Raw genomic sequence first — 24,481 nt, 5'->3', positions numbered from 1 at the left:
ATAAATAAAATTCTACAATCATTAAAACTTCAACTTAATTTCTATTGTATTTATATTTTAAAAGTAACCTTGTTTTTTGCGATCTTCCATTGCTGTTTCCGCTCTTTTATCATCGGCACGTCCACCACGTTCTGTAGTCCTTGTTGTTGCAATTTCTTCAATAATCTTTTCTAAATTATCAGCATCAGATTCAACAGCTCCCGTAATTGGCATATCACCACAAGTTCTATAACGAATGGTCATATTAACAACCTCTTCGCCTTCTTTTAATTTTATAAATTCAGAATTTGCTAAAATGACACCATCCCTAACCACACAATCTCTTTGATGTGAAAAATATAATGATGGTAATTCAATATTTTCTAATTTAATGTATTCCCATACATCCATTTCTGTCCAGTTTGAAATAGGAAACACTCTAAAATGCTCACCATAATTTTTACGACCATTAAATAAATTCCATAACTCAGGTCTTTGGTTTTTTGGATCCCATTGCCCAAATTCATCTCTATGTGAAAAGAAACGCTCTTTTGCTCTAGCCTTTTCTTCATCGCGCCTAGCACCACCCATTGCAGCATCAACTTTAAATTCTTCTAATGTATCTAATAAGGAAACAATTTGAAGTGAATTACGTGAAGCATCTGCACCAGTTTCTTCTTTCACTCGTCCCTTATCAATAGCCTCTTGCACAGAACCCACAATAAGTTTTACACCTAATTTTTCTACTAAAGCATCTCTAAAAGCAATAGTCTCAGGAAAATTATGACCTGTATCAATATGAATTAATGGAAAAGGAATCTTCGCAGGATAAAATGCTTTTTTCGCCAAATGCGTCAACAAAATTGAATCCTTACCTCCTGAAAAAAGTAATACTGGATTTTCAAATTGCGCAGCAATTTCTCTAATCACAAATATGGCTTCCGACTCTAATTCTTTTAGATGATTAATTACGTAATTGCTCATGTAGTTTATTTTAATTTTTTTATAATAAAATCTAATATTTTTTTTACCGATTCGTCAATACTTTGATGATCTGTTTTTATTTCAATATCTGGAGAAATAGGTGCTTCATAAGGTGCAGAAATACCTGTCATATTTTTAATTTCACCAGCCCTTGCTTTTTTATACAAACCTTTAACATCTCTGCGCTCACATTCCTCTATAGACGTATTAACATATATTTCAATGAAGTTTTCAGCCCCAACAATAGTCTTTATATTTTCTCTATCTTTTATATACGGTGACACAAATGCTGCCATAGTTACGACTCCTGCATCAACCATTAAGTTTGCAATTTCTGCAATGCGTCTAATATTTTCCGTTCTGTCTTCTGGAGCAAAACTTAAATCCTTATTTATTCCTTGTCTTATATTATCTCCATCCAAGCTATAGGTTGAGATGCCTTTTTTATGAAGTTCTATTTCTACCAAATTAGCTAAAGTAGATTTACCAGAACCAGACAATCCTGTAAACCAAATTAAAAACGAACGATGACCATGATGTTCCTCTCTATTTGATTTACTTACTTTATAATTATGTCTTACAGTATTAAGACTCATATTTCTCTAGTTTTTTTCAGTGCTTTTAAACGTTTTTTTCTATTTCTCTGATCTAGTCCATAATTAATACGGTACCATAATTTTTCGTGACCATAATATAATAACATTTTAGTAACAACTTCGGAACCTCCAATTTTAACACCAGTTAAAGGATTACCTGTAATAATCCACGCTAAAACAATAGTATCTAATGTACCCACCGCACGCCAAGAAAATGTTTTTAAAACATGACGTTTATTTGAAGAATTTATTCTAGACTTAAACCAAACACGTTCGTGAATGTAATACAAAACCATTTTTGTAACCATTTCAAAAGCACCCATTTGCAGCCCAACAGTAAACTCTCCAGATATTAACCAAGACAAAATTAAGGTATCTAATGTACCTATAATTCTCCAAGTAATAGTTTTTGCTAAATGTCGCTTACTGAATTTCAAATTCACATCTCATTATAGTTACAAACATACAACTCTTTCTTAAATAGAAAGATAGAAAAAAAAAAGATTCATTTATCACCTTTTTAATCTTTAGATAACAATTAAACAGTCGCAAAAATAAACAATCAAACTTAAAATATAGCAGTTTCAACAATAATAATCTAGCAACCTACTAGACTAATAAGAAAACACTGATCGTGAATACACTAGTACTTTTTAAATGAATATAAGGAACTCTATTAATATTATGATTTTCAACTCATAAAATCCATTAAAGTATCCAATACAAAAAAACAAACTTAGTTTTTGGAATTGTCAAAAAAACTTTGCCTTTTAAGTATTTTTGCTACATTTGTAAATCAAAAATTATTCAGAATCGCACAAAGTCTAAAAAACGTATTATTGTGATTTCTAAGATTTAATGTAAAAAAATTATGAAAAAAAATTACTTTTTCTATCTTTTGGTTACCCTTTTTTCTTTTGGGTTTAGCCAAACCATTGTTACTGTTGACCGAGCTAATATCGTTGGTCCAACTGCAACAGGAAACGATTCTTCGATTTCCTCTATGGGTTTCACTAGAGGTTCTGGTGTGGTTTTAACCAGTACACAGCAAAATTTCACAACAGCCCAATGGGACGCACCAACTCAAGCTCAAGCAGAAATAGATAATGAGTATATCGAATGGTCTGTAACCGCTAGTACTGACAATGAAATAGAAATCACAGAGATAGATATTAGAACACGTAAAAACGCAAACGGCCCATCTCAATGGCAAATATTTTACAGTTTAGACAATTTTACAACTTCTGGAATTGCTGTTACATCAGTGCAAACCTCAGCTGACATTGCAACAACTGGAATATTTGATGGTCTGAGCATCAACTCAGGAACTGCGGGAACAATAACTTTTAGATTATATGCTTGGAATGCAATCACTACTGCTGGTTGGTTTAGAATCCCTAATGAAAATACTTGGTCAGATTACGGTATTACAAATCCTGGATTACGATTAATAGGTAACATTACTACTACAACTACAAATAGTACTGATTCAGATATTGTTGCTACAACTTATAACCCATCTGATAATATTGACTATACCAATTACACTGCGACCTCTGGATTAACCATTTCCAACTCAATTAAAGTAGGAGAATTTTCAGTTAGAGATGGTGGTGCAACTGCATCAGACACGGATTTATTACCAACAACATTAACTGATTTAGACTTTGTAATTTCTAATAGTGAAGTACTATCAACTTTGGCCATTTTTGATGGCACCCTAAACATCGCAGAAGCAAGTGTAAACTCAGGAACTGCGAGTTTCAGCGGAATTATAGGAATCAGTGCTTTAGACGACAGTAATAAAACTTTTGACGTCTATGCTACATTCAATACGGTAGTTACAGATAACACACAATTTCAATTAACAGTTAGCGGTGCATCTTCTAATGCCGCTATTGGTTCATCTTTTGAGGCTTTTGATGCTGGGGCAGCTCAAACACCAATTGCAGGTGATGACAATAGAATTGAAGTTGTTGCTACAGAAGTTATTTTTGATCAACAACCAACAGATTCTAATCAATTTGAAATAATGACGCCTTACCCAACTGTCTTTACAGTTGACAGTAATGGTAATTTAGATGAAGATTATAATGGCACCGTAACAATAATAGCTGCAGGTTCTATGGAGCCAGCATCCATAAACTATTCTGTAATTAATGGTATAGCCACACTAGATACAATTATGTTTACTGAAAAGGAAACAGTTACTACAATTGTCGCATTTATTGGTGGTGTAAATTTCGTAACTAGTGATTCTTTTGACATTGACGGGCCTCTATTAACAATTGCACAACAAGATTTTGACGGTACTACACCAGAATGGTCTTATACGACTAGTGTAGCAAGTTTTGATAACGGATGGGGAAATGGTTATTACGGCGTAATTGATAGTGCTTTAGCAGCGCCTTTAGATAACAGCTCTTTTTCTAACAATATTTTTGGAGAAAATGATTTAAATAATGCTTCTGGTGGAACAAGTGATTTCGCAACTCTAGCATTTGATACTATTGATATTTCTTCTTACGACAATGTTACTTTAAGCTTTGATTGGGATATAGAAGGTTATAATGCCAATAATGACGATGCACAGTATCGTTTAGTTTTAGATGGTGTAAATCAATCATATGTATTTCTATTAGATGGAAATGGAGATACTGAGTCTGACCAAGGTACAGTATCTGTTGATATTGACAATTCTGTAAGTACAATAAGCTTAGAAGTAAGAGTAAGAAATAATGGTCTTACCGGCTATTCTGGATTTGATAATTTTAAATTAGTTAGTGAATTTGACGGTTTATTATACACAAATAATGGTTGGTCACCAAATGCACCTTCTAGCTCAACAGGAGCTGAAAACGTATATGTTTTAGATGGAGAATACACTATTGGTAACGACATACAATCTAATAATTTTTATATTAACGATGGCGCAACTACAAGTATTTCTTCTCAAAGATCGTTAACGGCTTTTGGTACAATTCACAACCGAGGAACACTAGAATTGAACTCAACATCTACAGGTTACTCAAGTTTAATTGTAGATGATATAGAAGGTCAAGTTATATACAACCGTCACGTAAATCAATTTGCTGCTGCTGGAACTGACACTGGCCAAAATGATTTAATTTCTGCACCAGTGACAGATAGTAATCAAACATTCTTAGCGTTAAGAACAGCTAACGCAGACATTCCATCTGGAACAATTAGCGGTGTACCTTCTTATTTATTTGGCCCATTTAATAGCAACCAAAACAATTACACAAATTACACAACTGCTGATGATACGTCTTTAATAGAATCAGGGATTGGATATAGAACAGCATCAATTGTAGATGGTGGTTCAACTTTTCAATTTGTAGGAACAGCTGAAACAGGAACTGTCGCTGTACCTATTAACATAGGAACAAATAGTACATTTAACTTAATTGGTAATCCTTACCCATCTTATATTACTTTATCTGAATTTTTAAGTGAAAACAACGCCTCTTTCAATACATCTTTCTCAGGTGTTTATGGATACGTTGGTAACGTTGACAATGGATTCTTAGTATGGAACCAAGCTTATTCTGATGCTTTCCCTAGTGCTGTAATAGCTCCAGGACAAGGATTCTTGGTGTCATCACCTACTGGAGGTGCTAACATCAATTTCACACCTGCTATGCGAACTATAGGAACACAAGATGATTTTATTGCAGGTAGATCGGAAACAACGAATAATCTAGCACATTTAAATTTACTAATTGAAAAAAATGATGCATCATATAGTACAGCCATCTATTTTAACGACAACGCTTCGTTAAGCATGGATCCTGGTTATGATTCAGAAATGTTTGAAGTAAATGCACCAAGCTTTTCAATATACTCTCATTTAGTACAAGACAATATTGGTAAAGATTTAGCGGTACAATCTGTTGGTTATTCTGATTTAGAAAATGTTATTATCCCATTAGGTATTAATATTGAAGCAGGTGTACAAGGTACAGTTAGTATTAACGAAAGTTTTATACCAGAAGGAATTGATGTTATTTTAGAAGATAATGCAAATAATACTTTTACGAGTTTATTAGATGGTGATTATGTTTTTACACCTAGTACCACTTTAACAGATACAGGTCGCTTTTATATTCATTTTAGTACACAATCGACTTTAAGTGATACTGATAATTTATTAAATGGTTTAGAAATCTATGCGATTTCTAAAACAATTACAATTAAAGGATTATTAGAAAGTGATACTGAATTTAACCTTTATGATGTACAAGGAAGACTTGTTAATACACGGGTATTAAATACGAGAAATACACAAAACGATGTTGATGTATCTAATCTTACAACTGGAATTTACATTGTAAATTTAAAAAACAACACAGGTAATAAAACTCAAAAAGTTATTATTAAATAATTATTAATAACTATATACTTTAAAAAAGCGCATCTTTTAAAGATGCGCTTTTTTTTTTTAACATTTAATGATATTTTAACTTTAGACTCAAAAAAATATTATTCCTAATTCTTCTCTACTAATATTATTTAAACCTTAATTTTCGCCAAATTTTGTCTACCCTAAATGCATTTTATATAAAGTACTATAATTCAAAAATAATTCCCTACCAGTACATTAACTATTTGTTAATATCTTCTTAAACTCCAATATTCTCATATTGCTATATTTGTTTGCGTTATGGCACAAATTAACCCTTTACCAAAACTATGAACTAACCCTTTTACTCAAAACTTTTTTTAATCTTATAAAGTACTCACTAATCTATAGGATAATTATAAAGGCCTTGAGTTAATCTTATATTTTTAAATTATGAAACATTTTTTCCCTTTTTTATTACTCTTTTTTATTAGTAGTGTTACGTTTTCACAAACCCTATCTCCTGGCGACCTTGCCATTATTGGTTTAGGTGTCGATGACGAAAATATTTTAGTAGTTGCATTAGAAGACATTCCCTCTGGTGAAAGTGTTTTCTTCACCGATGAGGAATGGAACGGCACTTCATTTAACACAGGAGAAGGGTTTTACGAATGGATTACGCCAGTAATTACTGCTGGAACAGTATTTGAAATAACTACATCTAGTACAACAATCGGAGGGACAGTTAGTCACAACTCTGGATCTTTTGCTTTAGGGAATTCCGGAGATGGTGTCTTTTTATATCAAACTTCAGCTAATGTATATAATAGTGGGACATATACTTTAATTGGGTTCGCTGGAGAAGATAGTGGTGACGCAGGCACACTTACAGGTACAGGTCTATCGATAGGAAGCTCCGCAATATATTATGGTGGAGATAATGGGATTTATGTTGGCACTAGAATTGGGCAAGACAAGAATACTTATCTATCCCTTATATATGGAAGCTCATGGACAACCTCTGGTTCTTCACAAACATATGATTTTACTAATTTCACGTTTTCTGGAGACAGCAACGACTCAGACTCAGAGGCAGATGATCCTGGATCTCAACCAGCAGCAACAACTGTTAGCTCCTTAGATGACACTATAGCTGAGGCCGTTGACGTTTTTAGCATAGATCTTTATGATTATGGTACTACTGATGGATTAGACACCGAAGTAACAAAACTAAGGCTATATCCTTATACAACGAATACCGCAGACTGGACAGACAACATACAAGGTGTTACTGTAAGTGACGGTTCTGCAATAACCATAAGTAGTGTTATTATTGATGATACCTTTATTGATATTAACTTTACCTCTGGCGACTTAACAATTCCAGATGGTGACATTTTACAAGTTACGGTATCAATATATTTAAACACTTCAAACATAACAGATGGCGAAATTATATCATTTATGGTAGACGCTGATAATCACGGTTTTGTTGCTGATGTAGCTGGTAGTACTTTTGCCTCGTCGTTTTCAGGTGGAGATTTTAACTCCAACGACTTTACTATAGATGTTGAAGCAACACAATTAACCTATTTAGCACAAGCAACAGATGTAGAAATAAATACAATAATGTCTCCAAGTGTTGAGATTGCTTATACAGATGCCAATGGGAATATAGACGTTGATTACTCAGGTTCAGGATTTGATATCGCAATAACATCTGATGGTAGCTTAGATGGTACCGCAACAACTACAGCAGAAGCAACAAATGGTATTGCTATTTTCAGTAATGTCCTTTTTGATACCGTAGCAACAGATATTAAACTAAGTGCAACTGACAACTCAGCATTCATTTCTGGTGTTTTTGAATCTGACTTATTTGATGTCACATCTGTTTCAGCAGCTACAGGAAACATCATGATTACGGAGATAATGCAAAATCCAGCAGATGTTGGTGATACTGACGGAGAATACTTTGAAGTTTATAATACAACAAATACACCTATCGATATGAATGGATGGACTATAAGTGATAACGATAGTGACAGTCATACTATTTCATCATCTCTTATAGTACCTGCATTTGGATTTGCTGTTTTAGGAACAAATAGTGACCCATTAACAAATGGAGGCGTAACTGTAGACTACGAATACTCAGGTATTGCACTTGCAAATGGGGATGACGAAGTTATTCTAACTGACGAAACATCTACAGAAATAGACCGTGTAGAATATGATGGTGGTACAAATTGGCCAGATCCTACAGGAGCTTCTATGGTATACTTAGGGAGTGATATTGAAGACAACAATGACGGAACACTTTGGGGAACTGCAACTATAGCCGAAGGTATTGACACAGATTTTGGTTCACCAGGCATTAACGGAGAAGACCAAATAGTTGCTTACTTAGTATTTGATAATAATGCATGGAGTTCTGCTCCAACTGCTTCAACTGGTACAAGAACAGGTTTAATTAGAAGTGATGAAAGTACGTCTTTTACAACAGATATTACTCTAGATATTTTATACATAGAAGATGGTGCAGATTTAACGATTACATCAGGTAATGAACTAACCATAAATAGTTTAATTTTAGAATCAACGTCAAATTCATACTCTAGTTTAATATCAGATGGCATAATCACTGGTGATGTAACTTACAAAAGACATGTAAATACTTTTAATAGTACTACAGGAAGTACCAATGGACAGAATGATCTTATTTCTGCTCCTGTTACTAATGCAAGTCAAGATTTTGGAACATTTAGAAGCATAAATACCAATATACCTTCTGGAACTGTTAGTGGCGGAACAACCACATTCTATTTATTTGGACCATATGATAATAATGCAGCATCTAACCCTTATACTTTATTCTCTGATGCTGATGATGCAACCATTATAACTGCTGGTACAGGGTATAGAACAGCATCTACAAACACCTCTACATTTACATTTACTGGTGATGTATTGACGGGTACAGTACCTGTAACAATAACAACAGGAACTGAAAACTCATGGAACTTAATTGGTAATCCTTACAGCTCTTACATTAATAGTACAGACTTTTTAAATGAAAACAGTGCTATTTTAGATTCAGAATACTTAGCTATTTATGGCTATGATGGTGATGCCGCTAATGGATGGACCGTTGTTAATTTAGCCAATGATATTAATTTAACGCCAGGTCAAGGATTCATGGTTTTTACAGATGAATTAAGTGCAACAGTGAATTTTACACCAACAATGAGAAGATTAACTGGAGGTGATGATTTTATTGAAGGACGTTCACAAGAAACTAATGTTCATTTTGGATTAAAAATACAAAATAGCACTTCGTCCTATGGTACAGATTTTTATTTCAATAATAGTGCAACTAGCAGCTTAGACCCTGGTTATGATTCAGCGATTTTTAGCGTACAACTGCCAGATTTATATATGTACTCTCATTTAGTTGAAAATAATACAGGTCGTGCATTGGCAATCCAATCTCTTAATGATACAGATTTAACGGACATTACAATTCCATTAGGTGTGCACACTAATGCCTTAGAGCAAATAACCTTTAGCATAGATGAATCTACATTACCAAGTAATGTAGACGTATACTTAGAAGACAATGCAGAAAACACATTTACATTATTAACTGCAGGAGACTATACAATTACCCCTAATACTAATTTAAATGGGACTGGACGTTTTTATCTAAGATTTACAACAACGGCTCTATCTGTTATAGATACAACTTTAAATAGCATCAATATTTATAACAATACTAATGATAAAACTATTGTTGTAGCAGGAGAATTAATTGAAGAAACAATTGCTAAATTATATGATATACAAGGACGCTTAGTAAGTACAACGGTTTTAAACAGTAATTATCAAACCCAAAGTATTGCAGTTGATCATTTAAACACTGGTGTATATATTATAGAATTAAACAATACCAAACAAAATAAAAAACAAAAATTAATTTTGAGATAATATCTTTAAATCTTCATATTATAAACGCACTATTTTTTTAGTGCGTTTTTTTTTGTGACTAATTTGAAACTAAGGTGTCATAAAGTTATAAGCAATTGGATATGTGTTAATTATTAAAAAGACCACATCAACAATAAAAATCTATCATATGTACCTAAATTTCAATTTATAATGATGAAAAATTACTCTAAAAAATCACAGATTTTACTTTTTCTAAATATGGTTATATTTCTTTTATCGAGTAATATAACTTATGCTCAGTTTACTTTAGCATCAGACAATGCTAACGAATCAGTATACACTACTGATTTTAACACAGGGCAAAATGGAGGGAACGGATACTCGGCATGGGCTATAACCAATGGCTCTAATACAGGCACGTTTACCGGAGACCCTGCAAATGATGGTATGTCTAATACCAATATTGGCAACAATGCTTTTTCCTTTTATGCTACTGGCACAGACCATTTAAATGCCTCTAGAGGATTTAATGCCTTAGAACTCAACGACGAATTATCTTTTTATTGGGCCATGAATTTTGACGCCAATACAGGTACTAAAGGTTTTGATTTGAAAAATAACGGTACTACAATTTTTAATGTAGAAAATAGCACAAATACAAATATCACAACAACAAACGGCCTTGCTAATTCTGATTACGGTACCGATGCCATGTTGGTTGTTGTAAAACGAATATTAGGTGATAATTACGAATTTTCAATGACTTCTAGATCTGGTGGAGCAACCTATACAACTACTTTTACCGGTTCTTCTATAGATGAAATTAATATTTATATAGGAAACCAAAATGATACTTCTGGTGAAAGAAATATATACTTTAACAATTTTGAAATTAACAATGATGCTAATTTTGATATTTCAACAGGTATAGAAACTTATACAAAGGCTTTTACGGGCGCTGGCTCATTAAATAAAACAGGAGCTGGATCTTTGGTACTTTCTGGAAATCATTCTTATTCTGGTACAACAACTGTTAGTGAAGGAACTTTAATTTTAAATGGGAATCTTACAAATAGCGATATAACAGTCTCAGCAGGTGCTACTTTAGAAATTAACGGTACAGTTACAATTCAATCTATTAATGTTGAAGCAGGTGGTGATATACAAATCAATTCTGGTTCAAACTTAACAGTAACTAATGACCTAACATTAAATTCAACATCAACATCCTTTTCTAATTTAATATCAGACGGCAGCATTGTTGGTACAGTAAATTACAAAAGATACGTAAATGGTGCTCCAGGAACAGGTACTACAACTGGAGCTAACGATTTAATTAGTCCACCATTATCAGGAAGTACTTTTGGAGTCTTAAGAAATGATGCGGATACAAATATTCTTTCCGGAAATATAAATGGAGAAGGTCCATTTTATCTATTTGGCTCATTTGATACCGCTTCTAATTCATACAGTTTATATAGTTCAGATAACGACTCGGAAATCTTTACAGCTGGTAATGCCTACCGATCTGGCTCAAATGGTGGAGGGACCTACACTTTTACAGGTGCTGTAGAAAATGGAATTATAAGTAAAAACATTATTGCTCCTGCCGCTAATAGCATATGGAATTTAATTGGTAACCCATATCCTTCGTATATGAAAGTGCACGAATTTTTATTAGATAATTTATCAGAATTTAATAGTAGTAGTGCTGCAGTTTATGGATACGATGGTACGGCATCAGATGGTTGGACTGTATGGAATTTAGCCTATGCTTTAGACCCAGTAAATTCAGAAGTTTTGTTAACACCAGGTCAAGGATTTTTTGTTGCATCTAAAGACCAAGGCGGATCAATTACATTTGACCCAAGTTATAGAACCATTGGTAATTCTGATGATTTCATAGTTGGTAGAAGTACAAATACATTCTCTAATCTTGAATTGACCTTATCAAATTCCACCTCAACATTTGAAACAGATATTTATTTTACACAATATTCTACACAAGGTTTAGATCCTGGATTTGACAGTAGTTTATATGGTGCATCTGCCCCAGATTTCTCAATATACTCTCATTTAGTTTTAGATAATTCAGGAATCCCAATGGCTATCCAATCTTTAGCTGAAACGGATTTCGGGAATGTTACAATACCTCTAGGAGTTAACGCTACTCAAGGTGAACAGATAACTTTTAGTATAACTGCAAATACATTACCGAGTACAACTGAGGTATATTTAGACGACACAGATTCTAGCACAAGTACTTTATTAACTGCGGGAGATTATGTTATTACTCCAAGTACTAATTTAAATGGAACAGGACGTTTCTATTTACGTTTTTCAGATAATACATTATCTGTTTCTCATAACGAATTAGAAAGTTTAATCATACGTAATAACGCGTCTGACAAAACTATAATAGTATCTGGTACATTATTAGAAAAGACAACAGTAAATTTATATGACACACAAGGACGCCTGATTAATACCTTTAAGTTAGAAGCAAAAAGTGGTTTACAAGAAATAAATGTTAACCACCTAAATTCTGGAATATATATTGTACAACTGAGCAATAATCAACAGGCCAAAACTCAAAAGGTCATTTTAAATTAAATAATATTAACTCCCAAAATACATCTGTATATTGCATTTTGGGAGTTATAATTTTATTGTTAAAAACATCTTAAAGATTAAAACCAAACGCCTAAATACTATGCATATAGGTTATGTAATAATTATTTTTAAATTAGTGAAAATTAAGCTACAAGGCGTATTTTAAGGGTTTAAATGAAAATTAATAAATGAATAAGTAAATTTTCTGTAAACCTTTTTATTTTTTACTTTAATAAATAAAATAATTTACTATTTTTGAACTTAAATTTAGGGCAAAAGCCATGAAGAAAGAAAACAATACAGACAAAATCACACGTAAAGAAGCCATTTCAAAAATGGGAAAATATGCTGCATTAACGGCGGTTGGAACTTTTGTGATATTAAACCCGCTTAAGGCGCAAGTATCATCTTTACCTGCTGATCCAGGAGGAAATCCATTTGATTAATTTTCCATATTTATTTTGAATTCTAATTTAGCACCAGCTTATCAAATAAGTATTGGTGATTGTTGGGTGCTTTGGTTTAAAAAATCAAATAGCTATAGCATTATAGATAATGAATTTAAAAATCTATTAGATTTATTCATTAACTCTAAGTCAGAGAATCAATTTAAATCCAAAATCCTACAAGACGACAGCCTTGCAGATTCAGAAGAATTATTTCAAACTATATTAAAATATTTGGCAAACTGTAATCTGCCCATTACTACGGTAGAAAATGAAATTGCTAGTTTAGATACATCACGTCGTAATATTTCTAAGTATTATAACATTAACGGAAAGACGTTAAAAGTTAATTACGATTGTGAACTTGTTTTAAAAACAGTACATCCTTCAATTGCACACTGCTTAACTTCTAATATTACTGCTATTGATGTAACTTTTGATATTTATTTAAAAGCAAATAAATTATATCTTTTTAAAGATGAAAAATTAATTATTAGCGCACCTAAATTAGACTATCATAAAATTCAGGGTAAATTTATTATGCAATTACTCTGCACAATTCATAACCAACCAGAAAGTGAATGGATTGGAACCTTTCATGGATCTACAATTACCAACGAAAAATCTTCAATATTAATTATTGGTGAATCAGGAAAAGGTAAAAGTACACTTTGTGCTGTTTTAACAGCTAGTGGGTTTAAACTATTGGCAGATGATGTGTCTCCTATGCTTTCAAAAACTGAAGATATTTACTTTAATCCAGGAGCTATCTCTATAAAAGAAGGTGCATTTAAAACGCTGGATACTATTATTCCTAATTTTAATGCATTACCCAATATTGTTTTCAATAAATCAAAAGGCGTTTTAAAATACGTACCTTGCACAACTCCAGAGAAACTACATTATCCATGTGATGCGGTAGTATTAGTAAATTACAGCACTGATTCTAAAACTAGTTTACAAAAAGTTTCTATAAAAAAAATGTTAGAGACATTAATTCCAGATTCATGGTTATCACCAAATCCACATCATGCTCAGCAATTTTTAAATTGGCTTCAACGGATTTCAATTTATGAATTGACATATAGTAATAATTCTGAAGCAACTAATGAAATCTCAAAATTATTCAACGCCGCGAATAATTAGTTATATTAGATGTACAGAAATTAACTATGAGTAATTACTCTAATACATATCATCATATAGCTGATATCTTAAGTTTTGAAACTTCTAATGAGTCTTTAGAACTTATTCTTAATAATTCTAAATTCAATTGGGACGCTATAGTTAAAGAAGCAAGTAAATACCTAGTACTTACAACTGTATATTGTCGTCTAAAATCTAGAAAACTGCTTTATACACTACCCGAAGATCTCCTAACATATTTGGAAGAATTAGCAGCAATTAATAGAAATAGGAATACTTCTATTTTAAAACAAGTATATAAAATATCTAGAATTTTAAACGAGCACAATATAGAACATGTTTTTTTAAAAGGAACAGCACTCTTAGCTGCTGAAAGATACAATGATTTAGCAGAACGAATGATAGGTGATATTGATATTTTGGTTAAAAAATCTCAAATACAAAACGCTTTTAATATTTTAAAATCCAATGGATATAATAAGACATTTGGTTATGCTTATGAAAACAAAGATTTTAGGCATTTAGATCGCCTTATTTCTGAAAAGGAGTTGGCTGCTATTGAACTACACTCTGACTTACTAATTAAAAAACACAGATCTTTAATTAACATATCCGAATTATTTCAATCTAAAGTTATAGTAAATGGTATAGCAATTCCTAGTTCCTATTATTTAAGTTTACACCAAATTTGGAGTTGGCAACTCAATGATTTAGGTCATTACTATAATTTCCCAAGTTTAAAAGTTCTGTACGACACCATTCTTCTTAAGTCATATACTAATGAGAGTTTAATTAAAAATATTTTAATATTAAAGTATGGCAAATCATTTTTACAACTTGCAAAAATTTACTTTATAGAATTTAAGTCTATTCATTCTAATTTTTACATGAACTATATTAGTTATACGCATAAGTTATTCATGGCATTTAAACCCTTTAGAGTTTCATTAAATATAATTAAAGTAAGTTATTTCAATATCCGTAAAAGAATACATCTTTTTGCAACTAACAAGAGTTATACTATACACATCCTTAACAAGTTATTTTCAAATAAATAAAGTTTTAATTTTTAACTAATTCAAAAAAAAACCTTAAATTTCACAAAAAAATGAATATATAATTATTTGAATTCTCCTACGATTTAATATAAATGAGACAATCCTTTAATAATAATTCAATAATTAAAGGTATATGCCTTGGACAACATATTAATTTCCGTAGATTATTGATTGATTTATGAATATAATGTAAAACTTTACATCATTATTTGTTTTATAATGCATAAAGTTTACCTTTGGACAAATTATTTTAGCATGAAAAAAATATTTTTAATTGTTTTATTAGCAACATTTAGTTTATCATCATTTGCACAAAGACATGATGATGAATGGCGTTTAAGTATAGGATTAAATGCTATTAATACTTTGGGTTCTCAAAATCCATTTTATAAACCTGGAGAATGGACATTTGAATTCCCTATTTCTGCAGCTGTAGAATTTAAATGGTCAGAAAAACTGGCAATAGAACAAGCTATTACATTTAACGGGTTTGCTGAAGGCACAGGATTAGACGAAGCTCCGTTTCAAGAAGTAGAGAAAGATTATAACTACATCTCCTTAGATACACATTTAAAATATTACTTTGGACGCCATATTGCACCCAACGACGATTGGTTTGATTTATATGCTAATGCTGGTGTAGGATTTTTTCACATAGATGAAACTAATGTTTCGTTGAACTTAGGTGGAGGCGTTCTATTTTGGTTAAATAGAGATAGATCATTTGGTATAAGAGCACAAACTATTGCTAAGTTTGCAATTAACCATGCTGAAAGCGGATACGATAACAACCATTACCAATATCATTTACAAGCAATATTTAAATTATAAATAATATAACAAGAATCATAAAAAAAGGTAAACAAATTTGTTTACCTTTTTTTATGATTCTTTATTTAAAGCGATGACCTAACTTTTATTGGCTAATTGTCCACAAGCGGCATCAATATCTTTACCTCTACTTCGTCTAACAGTTACGGTAATATTATTAGCCTCGAGAATACTAACATACATATCTATGGCTTTTGAGGTAGCTTGTTGAAACTCACCATCGTCAATAGGATTATACTCAATAAGATTAACCTTACTTGGCGCAAACTTGCAAAATTCTACTAAAGCCTCTACGTCTTTACGTTTGTCATTTATCCCATCCCAAACGACATATTCATAAGTTATTCTATTTTTAGTCGCCGCATACCAATATTGTAAGGCTTCTCTTAAATCATGTAATGGAAATGTAGAGTTAAATGGCATTATAGAAGTCCGTATATCATCAATAGCAGAGTGTAAAGATACAGCTAACTTAAACTTAACGTTATCATCCGCCATTTTCTTAATCATTTTTGGCACTCCAGATGTCGATACAACAATACGTTTTGGTGACATACCTAATCCTTCTGGTGAGGTAATTTTATCTATAGCTTTTAAAACATTATTATAATTCATTAATGGTTCTCCCATTCCCATAAATACAATATTGCTTAATGGTCTGTTGTGATATAAACGGCTCTCATTATCTATTGCTACAACCTGATCATAGATTTCATCAGGATTTAAGTTACGCATACGTTTTAATCTTGCAGTTGCACAAAACCTACAATCTAAACTACAACCTACTTGCGAAGAAACACAAGCTGTTGTTCTAGATGCTGTTGGAATTAAGACGGATTCTACAACTAAATCATCATGTAAGCGAACTGCATTTTTTATAGTTCCATCAGAACTACGTTGCATTTGATCTACTTTGATGTGATTAATTACAAAATTATCCTCTAGCATTTGTCTAGTTTCTAATGAAATATTAGTCATATCCTCAAAACTATAAGCCGACTTCTGCCAAAGCCATTCGTATACTTGATTTCCTCTAAAAGCTTTATCGCCGTGCTTTACAAAAAATTCTCGTAATTGCTCTTTAGTTAACGCTCGTATATCTTTCTTTTTCACTTCCATCTAATGCAAAAGTACTTAATTCAATTGGTTTTCTTTTAAAATAAAAAAAGCCTCAATTAAGAGGCTTTAGATTATTAATATTCTCAATTTAGATAATTAACATGGCGTCACCATAAGAATAAAATCTATATTTTTCTTTTACAGCTTCTTCGTATGCTTTTTTCATAAAATCATGACCTGCAAAGGCCGATGTCATCATTAATAGTGTAGACTTTGGTGTATGGAAGTTAGTAATCATGCAATTGGCTATACTAAAATCATAAGGTGGAAAGATAAATTTGTTTGTCCAACCTTCAAATTCATTTAATCTTCCATTTGAAGATACCGAACTCTCAATTGTTCTCATTGATGTTGTACCTACTGCACAAACACGCTTTTTATTTTCAATTCCTTTATTAACGATATCAGCAGCTTGTTTTGTGATAATAATTTCTTCACTATCCATTTTATGTTTAGATAAATCTTCAACCTCTACAGGGTTAAACGTTCCTAAACCTACATGTAAGGTTACCTCAGCTGTTTCAACACCTTTTATCTCTAACCTTTTTAATAGATGTTTAGAAAAGTGTAAACCTGCAGTTGGTGCAGCCACAGCTCCTTCTTTCTTAGCATAGATAGTTTGGTAGCGCTCAGCATCTTCTGGCTCTACTTCTCTATTAATGTATTTTGGTAAAGGTGTTTCTCCTAACTCTGTTAACTTAGCTCTAAAATCGTGATAAGAACCATCATATAAGAAACGTAATGTTCTACCTCTAGATGTTGTATTATCTATCACTTCTGCTACTAACGTTTCGTCATCACCAAAGTAAAGCTTATTACCAATTCTAATTTTACGAGCTGGATCTACTAAAACATCCCAAAGACGTTGTTCTTGGTTTAATTCGCGTAATAAAAACACTTCGATACGTGCGCCAGTTTTCTCTTTGTTACCATACAATCTAGCAGGAAAAACCTTAGTATCATTCATTATCATCACATCACCTTCATCAAAATAATCGATAATATCCTTAAAAAGCTTATGCTCTATAGTTTGCTTTTCTCTGTTAAGGACCATCAATCGCGATTCATCTCTGTGTTCTGCCGGATGTTCTGCAAGTAATTCATCTGGAAGATCAAAATTAAAGTGTGATAATTTCATGTATTTTTATTTTTTTTCGAAATGCAAATATACAATCTCAACATAGGCCTTGTCAAGTAAATGAAGGTTTATTTTAAATTATAACATCTAAAAGATTGAAGTAAATAAATTAATGGTCGTTTGTATTTTAATAATACCTTATTTGTCTACTATTTTAAACTGAAGCCAATAGCTGTAAAATCTTCCCAAAATTGAGGATAAGATTTACTTACAACATCAGCATTTTTTATTTTAATATCTGTTTTTAAACCTAATGGCGCAAACGCCATTGCCATTCTATGATCATTGTAAGTTGCTATTTCAACATCAGAAATTATTTTATCCGAAGACTTTAAATGCAAAGTGGCATCTGTAATGCTAACATTTGCTCCCAACTTTTCTAATTCTATTTTTAAAGCTACTAAACGATCGGTTTCCTTTATTTTTAATGTATGCAAACCTACCATATAACATTCTATGCCTAAACCAAATGCTGTTACTGCTATTGTTTGTGCAATATCCGGAGCGTTTTTTAAATCTAATTCTATTATAGATTTTGAATCTATAAAATCAGTTTTAAGAAGGGTGATTGCTTGATTTTTATAAACCGTAGTAACACCAAAACTTTTATAAATGCTTGCTAATACAGAATCTCCTTGTAAGCTCTCTTCTTTATATGAACCTATTGTAATCTCAGTACCAACATCACTTAAGGCTACTGAACTATAAAAATAAGATGCAGAAGACCAATCGGATTCTACTACTAAGTTCTTCTCTTTGATACTCGTTGATAATGGGTTTACTGTAATAATATTACCTCTAAAATCCGTTTCAATACCAATAGAATCTAGTAAGCTCAAGGTCATTTTTATATAAGGTACAGACGTTATGTTACCTGCTAACGTTAGTTCTAATCCATTTTCTAATTTTGAAGCAATAAGTAATAAAGCCGAAATATATTGACTACTTACATTGGCCTCTAACGTGACTTTGTTTGTTATTAGCTTTTTGCCTATTATTTTTAACGGAGGAAAACCATCATTCTCTAAATACTCTATATCAGCTCCTAATGTTTTTAAGGCATCAACCAAAATTTTAATTGGTCGTTCTTTCATACGTTTAGAACCCGTAATAGTTACTTCTCTTCCATCTTGAATTGAAAAATAAGCTGTAAGAAAACGCATCGCTGTACCTGCATGATGTATATCTATTAAAGACTCTTTAGATACTAATGCCTTTTGCATAAGTACAGAATCATCTGAATTAGATACATTTTCTATATTAATTTGAGGATAAAGAGCTTTTAATAAAAGTAAGCGATTAGATTCACTTTTTGAACCAGTAATTTGAACGCTTTGATGATTTTTTAATTTTGATTTTTGGATACTAATGTCCATGCAAAGATTTTTTCTTAAACTATTATTGAAGTTAAATTCAATTGAATTTTCTAATAAAATGCCAAGATAGTAAAAGTGTAAAGAATTATAGACAGTAAATAAAAAGCGTTTATAAATAATCTAAGACCTGTCTGAATACACTTACCAACTTTGCTTTTTTCCTCCACTACTTCCTGAATAAGGCAATGGACGATTGTAATGTAATTTTTTATTTAGTACAGCATCCTTCAATTTTGCTAAATCTGGATACTCTTTAAGTCTAGAATTTACAGTACTACTTAGTTCTAACGAAGGTATTTATTATAGACCTGCAGATTACCGTAATCTTTAATACCTTTAATATCATTGTTAGATTTTGCTTTTAAGAATTTCTGCCAATCCGTTTCTAAGTTTATTATATCTTTTTGTTGGTTTTTATAAAGAAAAAAATACCCTAAAAATGCGACAAAGACAATACTACCTATAGCAAAAAATAAAATCATTTTTAGATACTATCATTTTAGTTTCTCATTATTATGATGACGGTTATGATCGCGTTTGGTTTTCTTTTCCATTTTTTTATCAAAAGCTTCTTGTAAATCTATGCCTGTTTGGTTGGCTAAACACAATACTACAAACATAACATCAGAAAGTTCTTCACCTAAATCTTTGTCTTTATCGCTCTCTTTTTCACTTTGTTCACCATAGCGCCTTGCAATAATACGGGCTACCTCACCAACTTCTTCTGTTAATTGCGCCATATTAGTAAGTTCATTAAAATAACGAACACCATGCTCTTTTATCCAATTATCAACGTCTTTTTGTGCGTTTTTAATATCCATAATTAACTTTTAGTTAATACAATTTGTTCTGCTTGCTTTTCTACAATTTTACTATAAAAGTTTTTAAAATCTTTATAATCAGCTGGTAAAATTAACGGATTTATAATATCAAATTGTACTTTTAATTGTAAAAAATTACCATTTTGTTGTATCAAGTATGTGAATTTTACATTGGCATCTTTAAATTCTAAAGCTTCAGAATTAGGTAATGATTCTACCTTATAACCTTCTGGTAATTTAATGTTTACCATAAATTTATCTGTAAACGGAATTACAAAATCTATTGGATATTGACGTTCTTCTAATTTAAACGGATTTTCTTTAGTTGCTAAAAACAACATTGGTGAAAAATATAATTTATCTCCAATTTCATCAACAGCATCTGACAACTCATAGTTATAATTAACTTTAACCGGTTGTGTAGGATCCTTTATATTAGTTAAGCTTAATTCACTTATTTCTATTGCACCTTTATCCTCCTCTAATGATTTTATATGGTCTTCAATAGGTACAGAAGCATATTTATTTCTAAAAAAATAAGCATTATAATTAGTTAAATGCTGTGCTACTTTACCTGTTATTGTAAAATCTTCATCAATAGATACATTTAGCATTGAAGACTCTATTGAGTTTGTATTAGTTCTTAAATCAATCCAGCTAGAAACACTTTTATCTTTAATTACGCGACCTTGCCAATTTAGAACGCGTTGAGGTAATATATTATTAGTACTATATTGCTCTGTACCATCTATTAACAAAATTTTACCATTTTTTTCTACACTACAAATTACATAGTTAAATCCTTGTCTAGATGGAAAAAGTGGTATACCATTGTTTCTTGTACTTAACACAACAGGATTTGCATTAACACCTTGAGAACGTAACATAGAAACTATCATAAGATTAATATCTCCTACATTTCCTTCTCCATTTTTATAAGCAGACCGTACACCTTTACTAGCATATTTTCCATACCCACCATTCCATTTAACTTTAGACTTTACAAGGTTTTGGATTAAAAATGCTTTTTCAAAATCATCTTCTACACCAGATAAAACTGCCTCAACATCATCTTTATATATATTGAAAACCCCTAGTTGACCTCCGAAATTTTGACTTTCGTAAATGGTTTTAGACACTTCTTCCCAAGATGAAGAAAACGTTTTGACCAAAACTTTGTTAGAATCTAAATAGCCTGTTAATTCCATGGCCATTTTACTTCTATAATTGTTGTAACTACCAGAATAAGCCTCTTCTCTTAAAGCAGGAACATCCGTTTCATTTATTTTTAGAACATTCATCTTATAATTAAACGGAACTGTAGTGTGCTGTGATGACTCTTCTATTTTTGGCAAATAAGTAGCCTGAAAGTTATATTGTTTATTGTATAAATAATATTCTGGTGTAGAAATATTAATCTCTAATTTATTAATAGGAATACTAAATTGAAATAGGACATCGTCAATTCCATACCTATTTGAACTAACAATATATTTATACTCTATTATTGTGCCTTCTTTAACCTTAGGCATTGTAAAAGAAGTGATATTTGTATATTCATTGTAGGCCTCTTCAAACATACCATCACTTTTAAGTTTTTCTTTCTCTACTTTACCATCTATTAAATTGTAAGTATACCCTTTTAGTCCTTTTAAAGACTCTCCATTATTACCAGCATATAAATAAACTTTTTTTGTTGCCCAGTCGAAACCATCTTTGTTATAAATTTTAATGCGCTCATGGATTTCTCTTTGTTGTACAAACCCTTCATTGGTATAAAATTCAAATCTTATAATTTCTTTTCTATATAAAATAGCTGCTGAAGTTGCAGAGTCTTTTGGGTGATAATTCTCTTCAAGTTCAGACTTTGATACTTTTCCAAAACTAAAATTTTGGGCTATACTTTTATGTGATATTAAAGCGAAAGTTAATACTAAAATTAGGTTTTTCATAGGTTAAAATGATAATTGGATGTTGCTTAATTTATTGGTTTTGAAACTTGTATTTAAAGTATACTTAAGACTGTATTAAAACAATTTTACTCTTATCGTGTTTTACAATTTGCTTTCTAAAATCTCTAAAGGCTTTGTAGTCTTCTTTTGTATAGTTTCCTTTTAACAATATATATGTTCTAGTATATTTTAATTTATTGCCTTCTAAAGCTTCTATGTTAAATTTGTAACTGCCAAATTTTGTTTTAACTTCTTTAAAATCTGTCATAGCTTCAACTTCTATACCTTCTGGAAGGTGAATTATAAATTCATCTACATCTTTAAATGCACGATCTATTTTAAACTCTAATTTACGTTCTGTATACCTTGGTGGAATTTGAGTTACTTTATTAAACATATTTGGCTGAAAAATTAAGCGATTACCACTTTTTGAAGCATAATTCATAGAAGATAACTTAACGCTCTCTGAGTAAATGACATTATCCTTATCATTATTAATATCAATACTGTTTATAGTTAAATTATTAATGTTAGCCCAATACTCTTTGTAGTATAAATGTTGATCTCTTTCTGTTTTACGTTCAATGCCTTCATGTAAGCTGTATTGAAACCCTGTAGTTTCTATTCTTACATCTGCTGTAAAACTACCGGTAGCATCCATTTGTATATTCGCTGTTGTTTTTTGAACACTATCATCTGCTCTATAAATCTTTGTGTGTACAATTTCACCACCATCTGGTTTTATTAATAAAACATCTCTATCATCAGTAAAACCTGCGGTAAACCCAAATGGATTAGTTTGGCTTGTACATTCTAAAAATATGTAATCTTCTTTATCTGGTAATGCTAGAATAACGTGATTAGTCTGACCTTGAAAAGACACAAAATCCTTATCCACATTTTGTATTTTTCTTGAACCGTATAATCTAGTATAATAAGATTCTACACCAACATGCGACAGCAATGCTTTCGTATAGTTGGAGAGCCCTTTACAATCTCCATATTTAACTTCATCAACAATTAATGCATTTATTGGCTGCATACCGCCAATACCTTCTTGCACACTAATATATCTTGTATTTTGTTGTACATAATTATAGATTACTTTAGCTTTTTCGATCGGGTCCTCTATATCTTTAACTAAATTTAAAACAATATTTTTTGTTGTTTCTGACAGTTGTAATTTGTCTTTCAACATATTGTCGTACATCCACTTACCTTGACTTTTCCAATCACCATTTCTACCTTCTACACCACTAATTATAAATTTATCCAAAGCAAAACTTAACTTAGGTGCAATTAGCGATAATTTTGGACTATATGCTTCATATTTTATAGAAGGTAAATTTGTGGCTTTATAATAGTACTCTGAAACTTTTTCAATCTTTATATTATCAAAATTTTGTGATTTAAAATTTATTTTCTCTTCCAAATAATTTTCAATCTTTAGCTCTGAGTATTGAACAGATAAATAATAACCATCAATTGGCATCCAACTCGGTAAATACGAAGTGCTTTCATGGTGAACTTCAGACTTAAATTCTATTGTGTACGGATAATTTACAGGTATATAATCATAAAACATTACTCTATTATCTGAGTAAAGTGTACCTCCACTAACTGCGCTTCTATCTGTAAAATCTCCTTTTTTAATTTTTTTTATTTCCTCTCCTGAACTGTCAAAGATTTTTAATTCAATTTTTTTTATTTCGGTATCATTGCTATAGTATTCATAAGTATTTGCGTTATCAATCCCTTCTTTATTATATATTGTAATAATTCGTTTAGATATAATTTCCATATCGTTATAATCATTAATAATTACCTTCTTGCTATCATACCTAACAACAGCATTTGCCTTTTCTTTTAACTCTGTAGGAACTAAAAGTGCATTATAAACATCACTAGATTGAGAAAAACTAAAAAACGAAAAAATTAAAATAGGTAATAATAACGTAGATTTTAATTGCGGCATTTATACTAAAAATTTGGTTAGGTGCTACAATATAGAAAGTTAATTTATTTCTAACAATGATTTTTATCATAAAATTCTGACAGAATTCTTTTCTTCTAAAATCTACCCAATTGATAATGAGTTGTAATCTTGTTAA

General features: G+C 31.3%; 17 protein-coding genes. 7 read left to right on the top strand and 10 right to left on the bottom strand.

Going from position 1 to position 24,481, the window contains the following annotated elements; translation table 11 throughout:
- Positions 1-57 precede the first annotated feature (57 nt).
- From cysD to GN138_RS05345, 3 genes are read right to left on the bottom strand one after another with little or no spacing between them, the layout of a single operon-like run.
- Positions 58-963, bottom strand: a complete 906-nt coding sequence (cysD, locus tag GN138_RS05355; RefSeq protein ID WP_157362764.1) for a sulfate adenylyltransferase subunit CysD — start codon at positions 961-963, stop codon at positions 58-60.
- A gap of 5 nt (positions 964-968) precedes the next feature.
- Positions 969-1,559, bottom strand: a complete 591-nt coding sequence (gene cysC / locus GN138_RS05350) for an adenylyl-sulfate kinase (protein ID WP_157362763.1) — start codon at positions 1,557-1,559, stop codon at positions 969-971.
- Positions 1,556-1,996 carry a DUF2061 domain-containing protein gene (locus GN138_RS05345; protein WP_157363340.1) on the bottom strand — a complete coding sequence of 147 codons (441 nt, stop codon included), beginning with the start codon at positions 1,994-1,996 and terminating at the stop codon, positions 1,556-1,558. Before GN138_RS05345 ends, cysC begins: the two co-directional genes overlap by 4 nt.
- Positions 1,997-2,430: 434 nt before the next feature.
- On the opposite strand from GN138_RS05345, the gene GN138_RS05340 reads away from it, so the two are divergent.
- The 7 genes from GN138_RS05340 (at position 2,431) to GN138_RS05315 (ending at position 15,964) form a co-directional block, all read left to right on the top strand.
- Positions 2,431-5,964: a T9SS type A sorting domain-containing protein gene (locus GN138_RS05340; RefSeq protein ID WP_157362762.1), complete on the top strand. Its 3,534-nt coding sequence runs from the start codon at positions 2,431-2,433 to the stop codon at positions 5,962-5,964.
- Positions 5,965-6,375: 411 nt separating this feature from the next.
- Entirely contained in the window at positions 6,376-9,909 is a 3,534-nt protein-coding gene (locus GN138_RS05335) for a lamin tail domain-containing protein (protein ID WP_157362761.1), read from the top strand.
- A gap of 219 nt (positions 9,910-10,128) precedes the next feature.
- Positions 10,129-12,483, top strand: a complete 2,355-nt coding sequence (locus GN138_RS05330; RefSeq protein WP_197429320.1) for a T9SS type A sorting domain-containing protein — start codon at positions 10,129-10,131, stop codon at positions 12,481-12,483.
- A gap of 281 nt (positions 12,484-12,764) precedes the next feature.
- Positions 12,765-12,929, top strand: a complete 165-nt coding sequence (locus GN138_RS16015; protein ID WP_197429319.1) for a hypothetical protein — start codon at positions 12,765-12,767, stop codon at positions 12,927-12,929.
- A gap of 15 nt (positions 12,930-12,944) precedes the next feature.
- Positions 12,945-14,075, top strand: a complete 1,131-nt coding sequence (locus GN138_RS05325) for a hypothetical protein (RefSeq protein ID WP_157362759.1) — start codon at positions 12,945-12,947, stop codon at positions 14,073-14,075.
- Positions 14,076-14,101: 26 nt separating this feature from the next.
- The gene (locus GN138_RS05320) at positions 14,102-15,133 is read left to right on the top strand and encodes a nucleotidyltransferase family protein (protein WP_157362758.1); all 1,032 of its coding nucleotides are present in this window, start codon (positions 14,102-14,104) and stop codon (positions 15,131-15,133) included.
- 255 nt (positions 15,134-15,388) lie between these two features.
- The gene (locus GN138_RS05315) at positions 15,389-15,964 is read left to right on the top strand and encodes an outer membrane beta-barrel protein (RefSeq protein ID WP_197429318.1); all 576 of its coding nucleotides are present in this window, start codon (positions 15,389-15,391) and stop codon (positions 15,962-15,964) included.
- 78 nt (positions 15,965-16,042) lie between these two features.
- Here GN138_RS05315 and rlmN read toward each other — a convergent pair whose 3' ends face one another.
- The 7 genes from rlmN to GN138_RS05280 form a co-directional block, all read right to left on the bottom strand.
- Positions 16,043-17,083 (bottom strand): 23S rRNA (adenine(2503)-C(2))-methyltransferase RlmN, encoded by a 1,041-nt coding sequence (gene rlmN, locus GN138_RS05310; protein WP_157362756.1) that lies wholly within the window; start codon positions 17,081-17,083, stop codon positions 16,043-16,045.
- Positions 17,084-17,171: 88 nt separating this feature from the next.
- A complete protein-coding gene (gene queA, locus GN138_RS05305; RefSeq protein ID WP_157362755.1) occupies positions 17,172-18,221 on the bottom strand; it encodes a tRNA preQ1(34) S-adenosylmethionine ribosyltransferase-isomerase QueA in 1,050 nt (349 codons plus the stop codon).
- A 149-nt stretch (positions 18,222-18,370) separates the two neighbouring features.
- On the bottom strand, positions 18,371-19,597 hold the full coding sequence (locus tag GN138_RS05300; RefSeq protein ID WP_157362754.1) for a 3-phosphoshikimate 1-carboxyvinyltransferase: 1,227 nt from the start codon (positions 19,595-19,597) through the stop codon (positions 18,371-18,373).
- A gap of 284 nt (positions 19,598-19,881) precedes the next feature.
- Positions 19,882-20,079, bottom strand: coding sequence for a hypothetical protein (locus GN138_RS05295; RefSeq protein WP_157362753.1), 198 nt, complete (start codon positions 20,077-20,079; stop codon positions 19,882-19,884).
- 12 nt (positions 20,080-20,091) lie between these two features.
- Positions 20,092-20,418, bottom strand: coding sequence for a nucleotide pyrophosphohydrolase (locus GN138_RS05290; protein ID WP_157362752.1), 327 nt, complete (start codon positions 20,416-20,418; stop codon positions 20,092-20,094).
- 2 nt (positions 20,419-20,420) lie between these two features.
- A complete protein-coding gene (locus GN138_RS05285) occupies positions 20,421-22,370 on the bottom strand; it encodes a transglutaminase domain-containing protein (RefSeq protein WP_157362751.1) in 1,950 nt (649 codons plus the stop codon).
- A gap of 64 nt (positions 22,371-22,434) precedes the next feature.
- On the bottom strand, positions 22,435-24,345 hold the full coding sequence (locus GN138_RS05280) for a DUF3857 domain-containing protein (RefSeq protein ID WP_157362750.1): 1,911 nt from the start codon (positions 24,343-24,345) through the stop codon (positions 22,435-22,437).
- Positions 24,346-24,481: the final 136 nt, after the last annotated feature.

Origin of the sequence: Winogradskyella endarachnes, from assembly GCF_009741275.1 — a bacterium.
Lineage (GTDB): Bacteria > Bacteroidota > Bacteroidia > Flavobacteriales > Flavobacteriaceae > Winogradskyella > Winogradskyella endarachnes.
Note: the sequence above shows the minus strand (reverse complement) of the source record. Positions and strands in the feature narration are given on the sequence as shown.

Bases quoted from the DNA above. Each gene is read 5' to 3' on its own strand.
- GN138_RS05290 (WP_157362752.1), bottom strand. From the start codon at position 20,418: ATGGATATTAAAAACGCACAAAAAGACGTTGATAATTGGATAAAAGAG.
- GN138_RS05315 (WP_197429318.1), top strand. From the start codon at position 15,389: ATGAAAAAAATATTTTTAATTGTTTTATTAGCAACATTTAGTTTATCA.
- GN138_RS05280 (WP_157362750.1), bottom strand. From the start codon at position 24,345: ATGCCGCAATTAAAATCTACGTTATTATTACCTATTTTAATTTTTTCG.
- GN138_RS05285 (WP_157362751.1), bottom strand. From the start codon at position 22,370: ATGAAAAACCTAATTTTAGTATTAACTTTCGCTTTAATATCACATAAA.
- GN138_RS05300 (WP_157362754.1), bottom strand. From the start codon at position 19,597: ATGGACATTAGTATCCAAAAATCAAAATTAAAAAATCATCAAAGCGTT.
- GN138_RS05295 (WP_157362753.1), bottom strand. From the start codon at position 20,079: ATGATTTTATTTTTTGCTATAGGTAGTATTGTCTTTGTCGCATTTTTA.
- GN138_RS05340 (WP_157362762.1), top strand. From the start codon at position 2,431: ATGAAAAAAAATTACTTTTTCTATCTTTTGGTTACCCTTTTTTCTTTT.
- queA (WP_157362755.1), bottom strand. From the start codon at position 18,221: ATGAAATTATCACACTTTAATTTTGATCTTCCAGATGAATTACTTGCA.
- GN138_RS05320 (WP_157362758.1), top strand. From the start codon at position 14,102: ATGAGTAATTACTCTAATACATATCATCATATAGCTGATATCTTAAGT.
- GN138_RS05330 (WP_197429320.1), top strand. From the start codon at position 10,129: ATGGTTATATTTCTTTTATCGAGTAATATAACTTATGCTCAGTTTACT.
- GN138_RS05335 (WP_157362761.1), top strand. From the start codon at position 6,376: ATGAAACATTTTTTCCCTTTTTTATTACTCTTTTTTATTAGTAGTGTT.
- cysD (WP_157362764.1), bottom strand. From the start codon at position 963: ATGAGCAATTACGTAATTAATCATCTAAAAGAATTAGAGTCGGAAGCC.
- rlmN (WP_157362756.1), bottom strand. From the start codon at position 17,083: ATGGAAGTGAAAAAGAAAGATATACGAGCGTTAACTAAAGAGCAATTA.
- cysC (WP_157362763.1), bottom strand. From the start codon at position 1,559: ATGAGTCTTAATACTGTAAGACATAATTATAAAGTAAGTAAATCAAAT.
- GN138_RS16015 (WP_197429319.1), top strand. From the start codon at position 12,765: ATGAAGAAAGAAAACAATACAGACAAAATCACACGTAAAGAAGCCATT.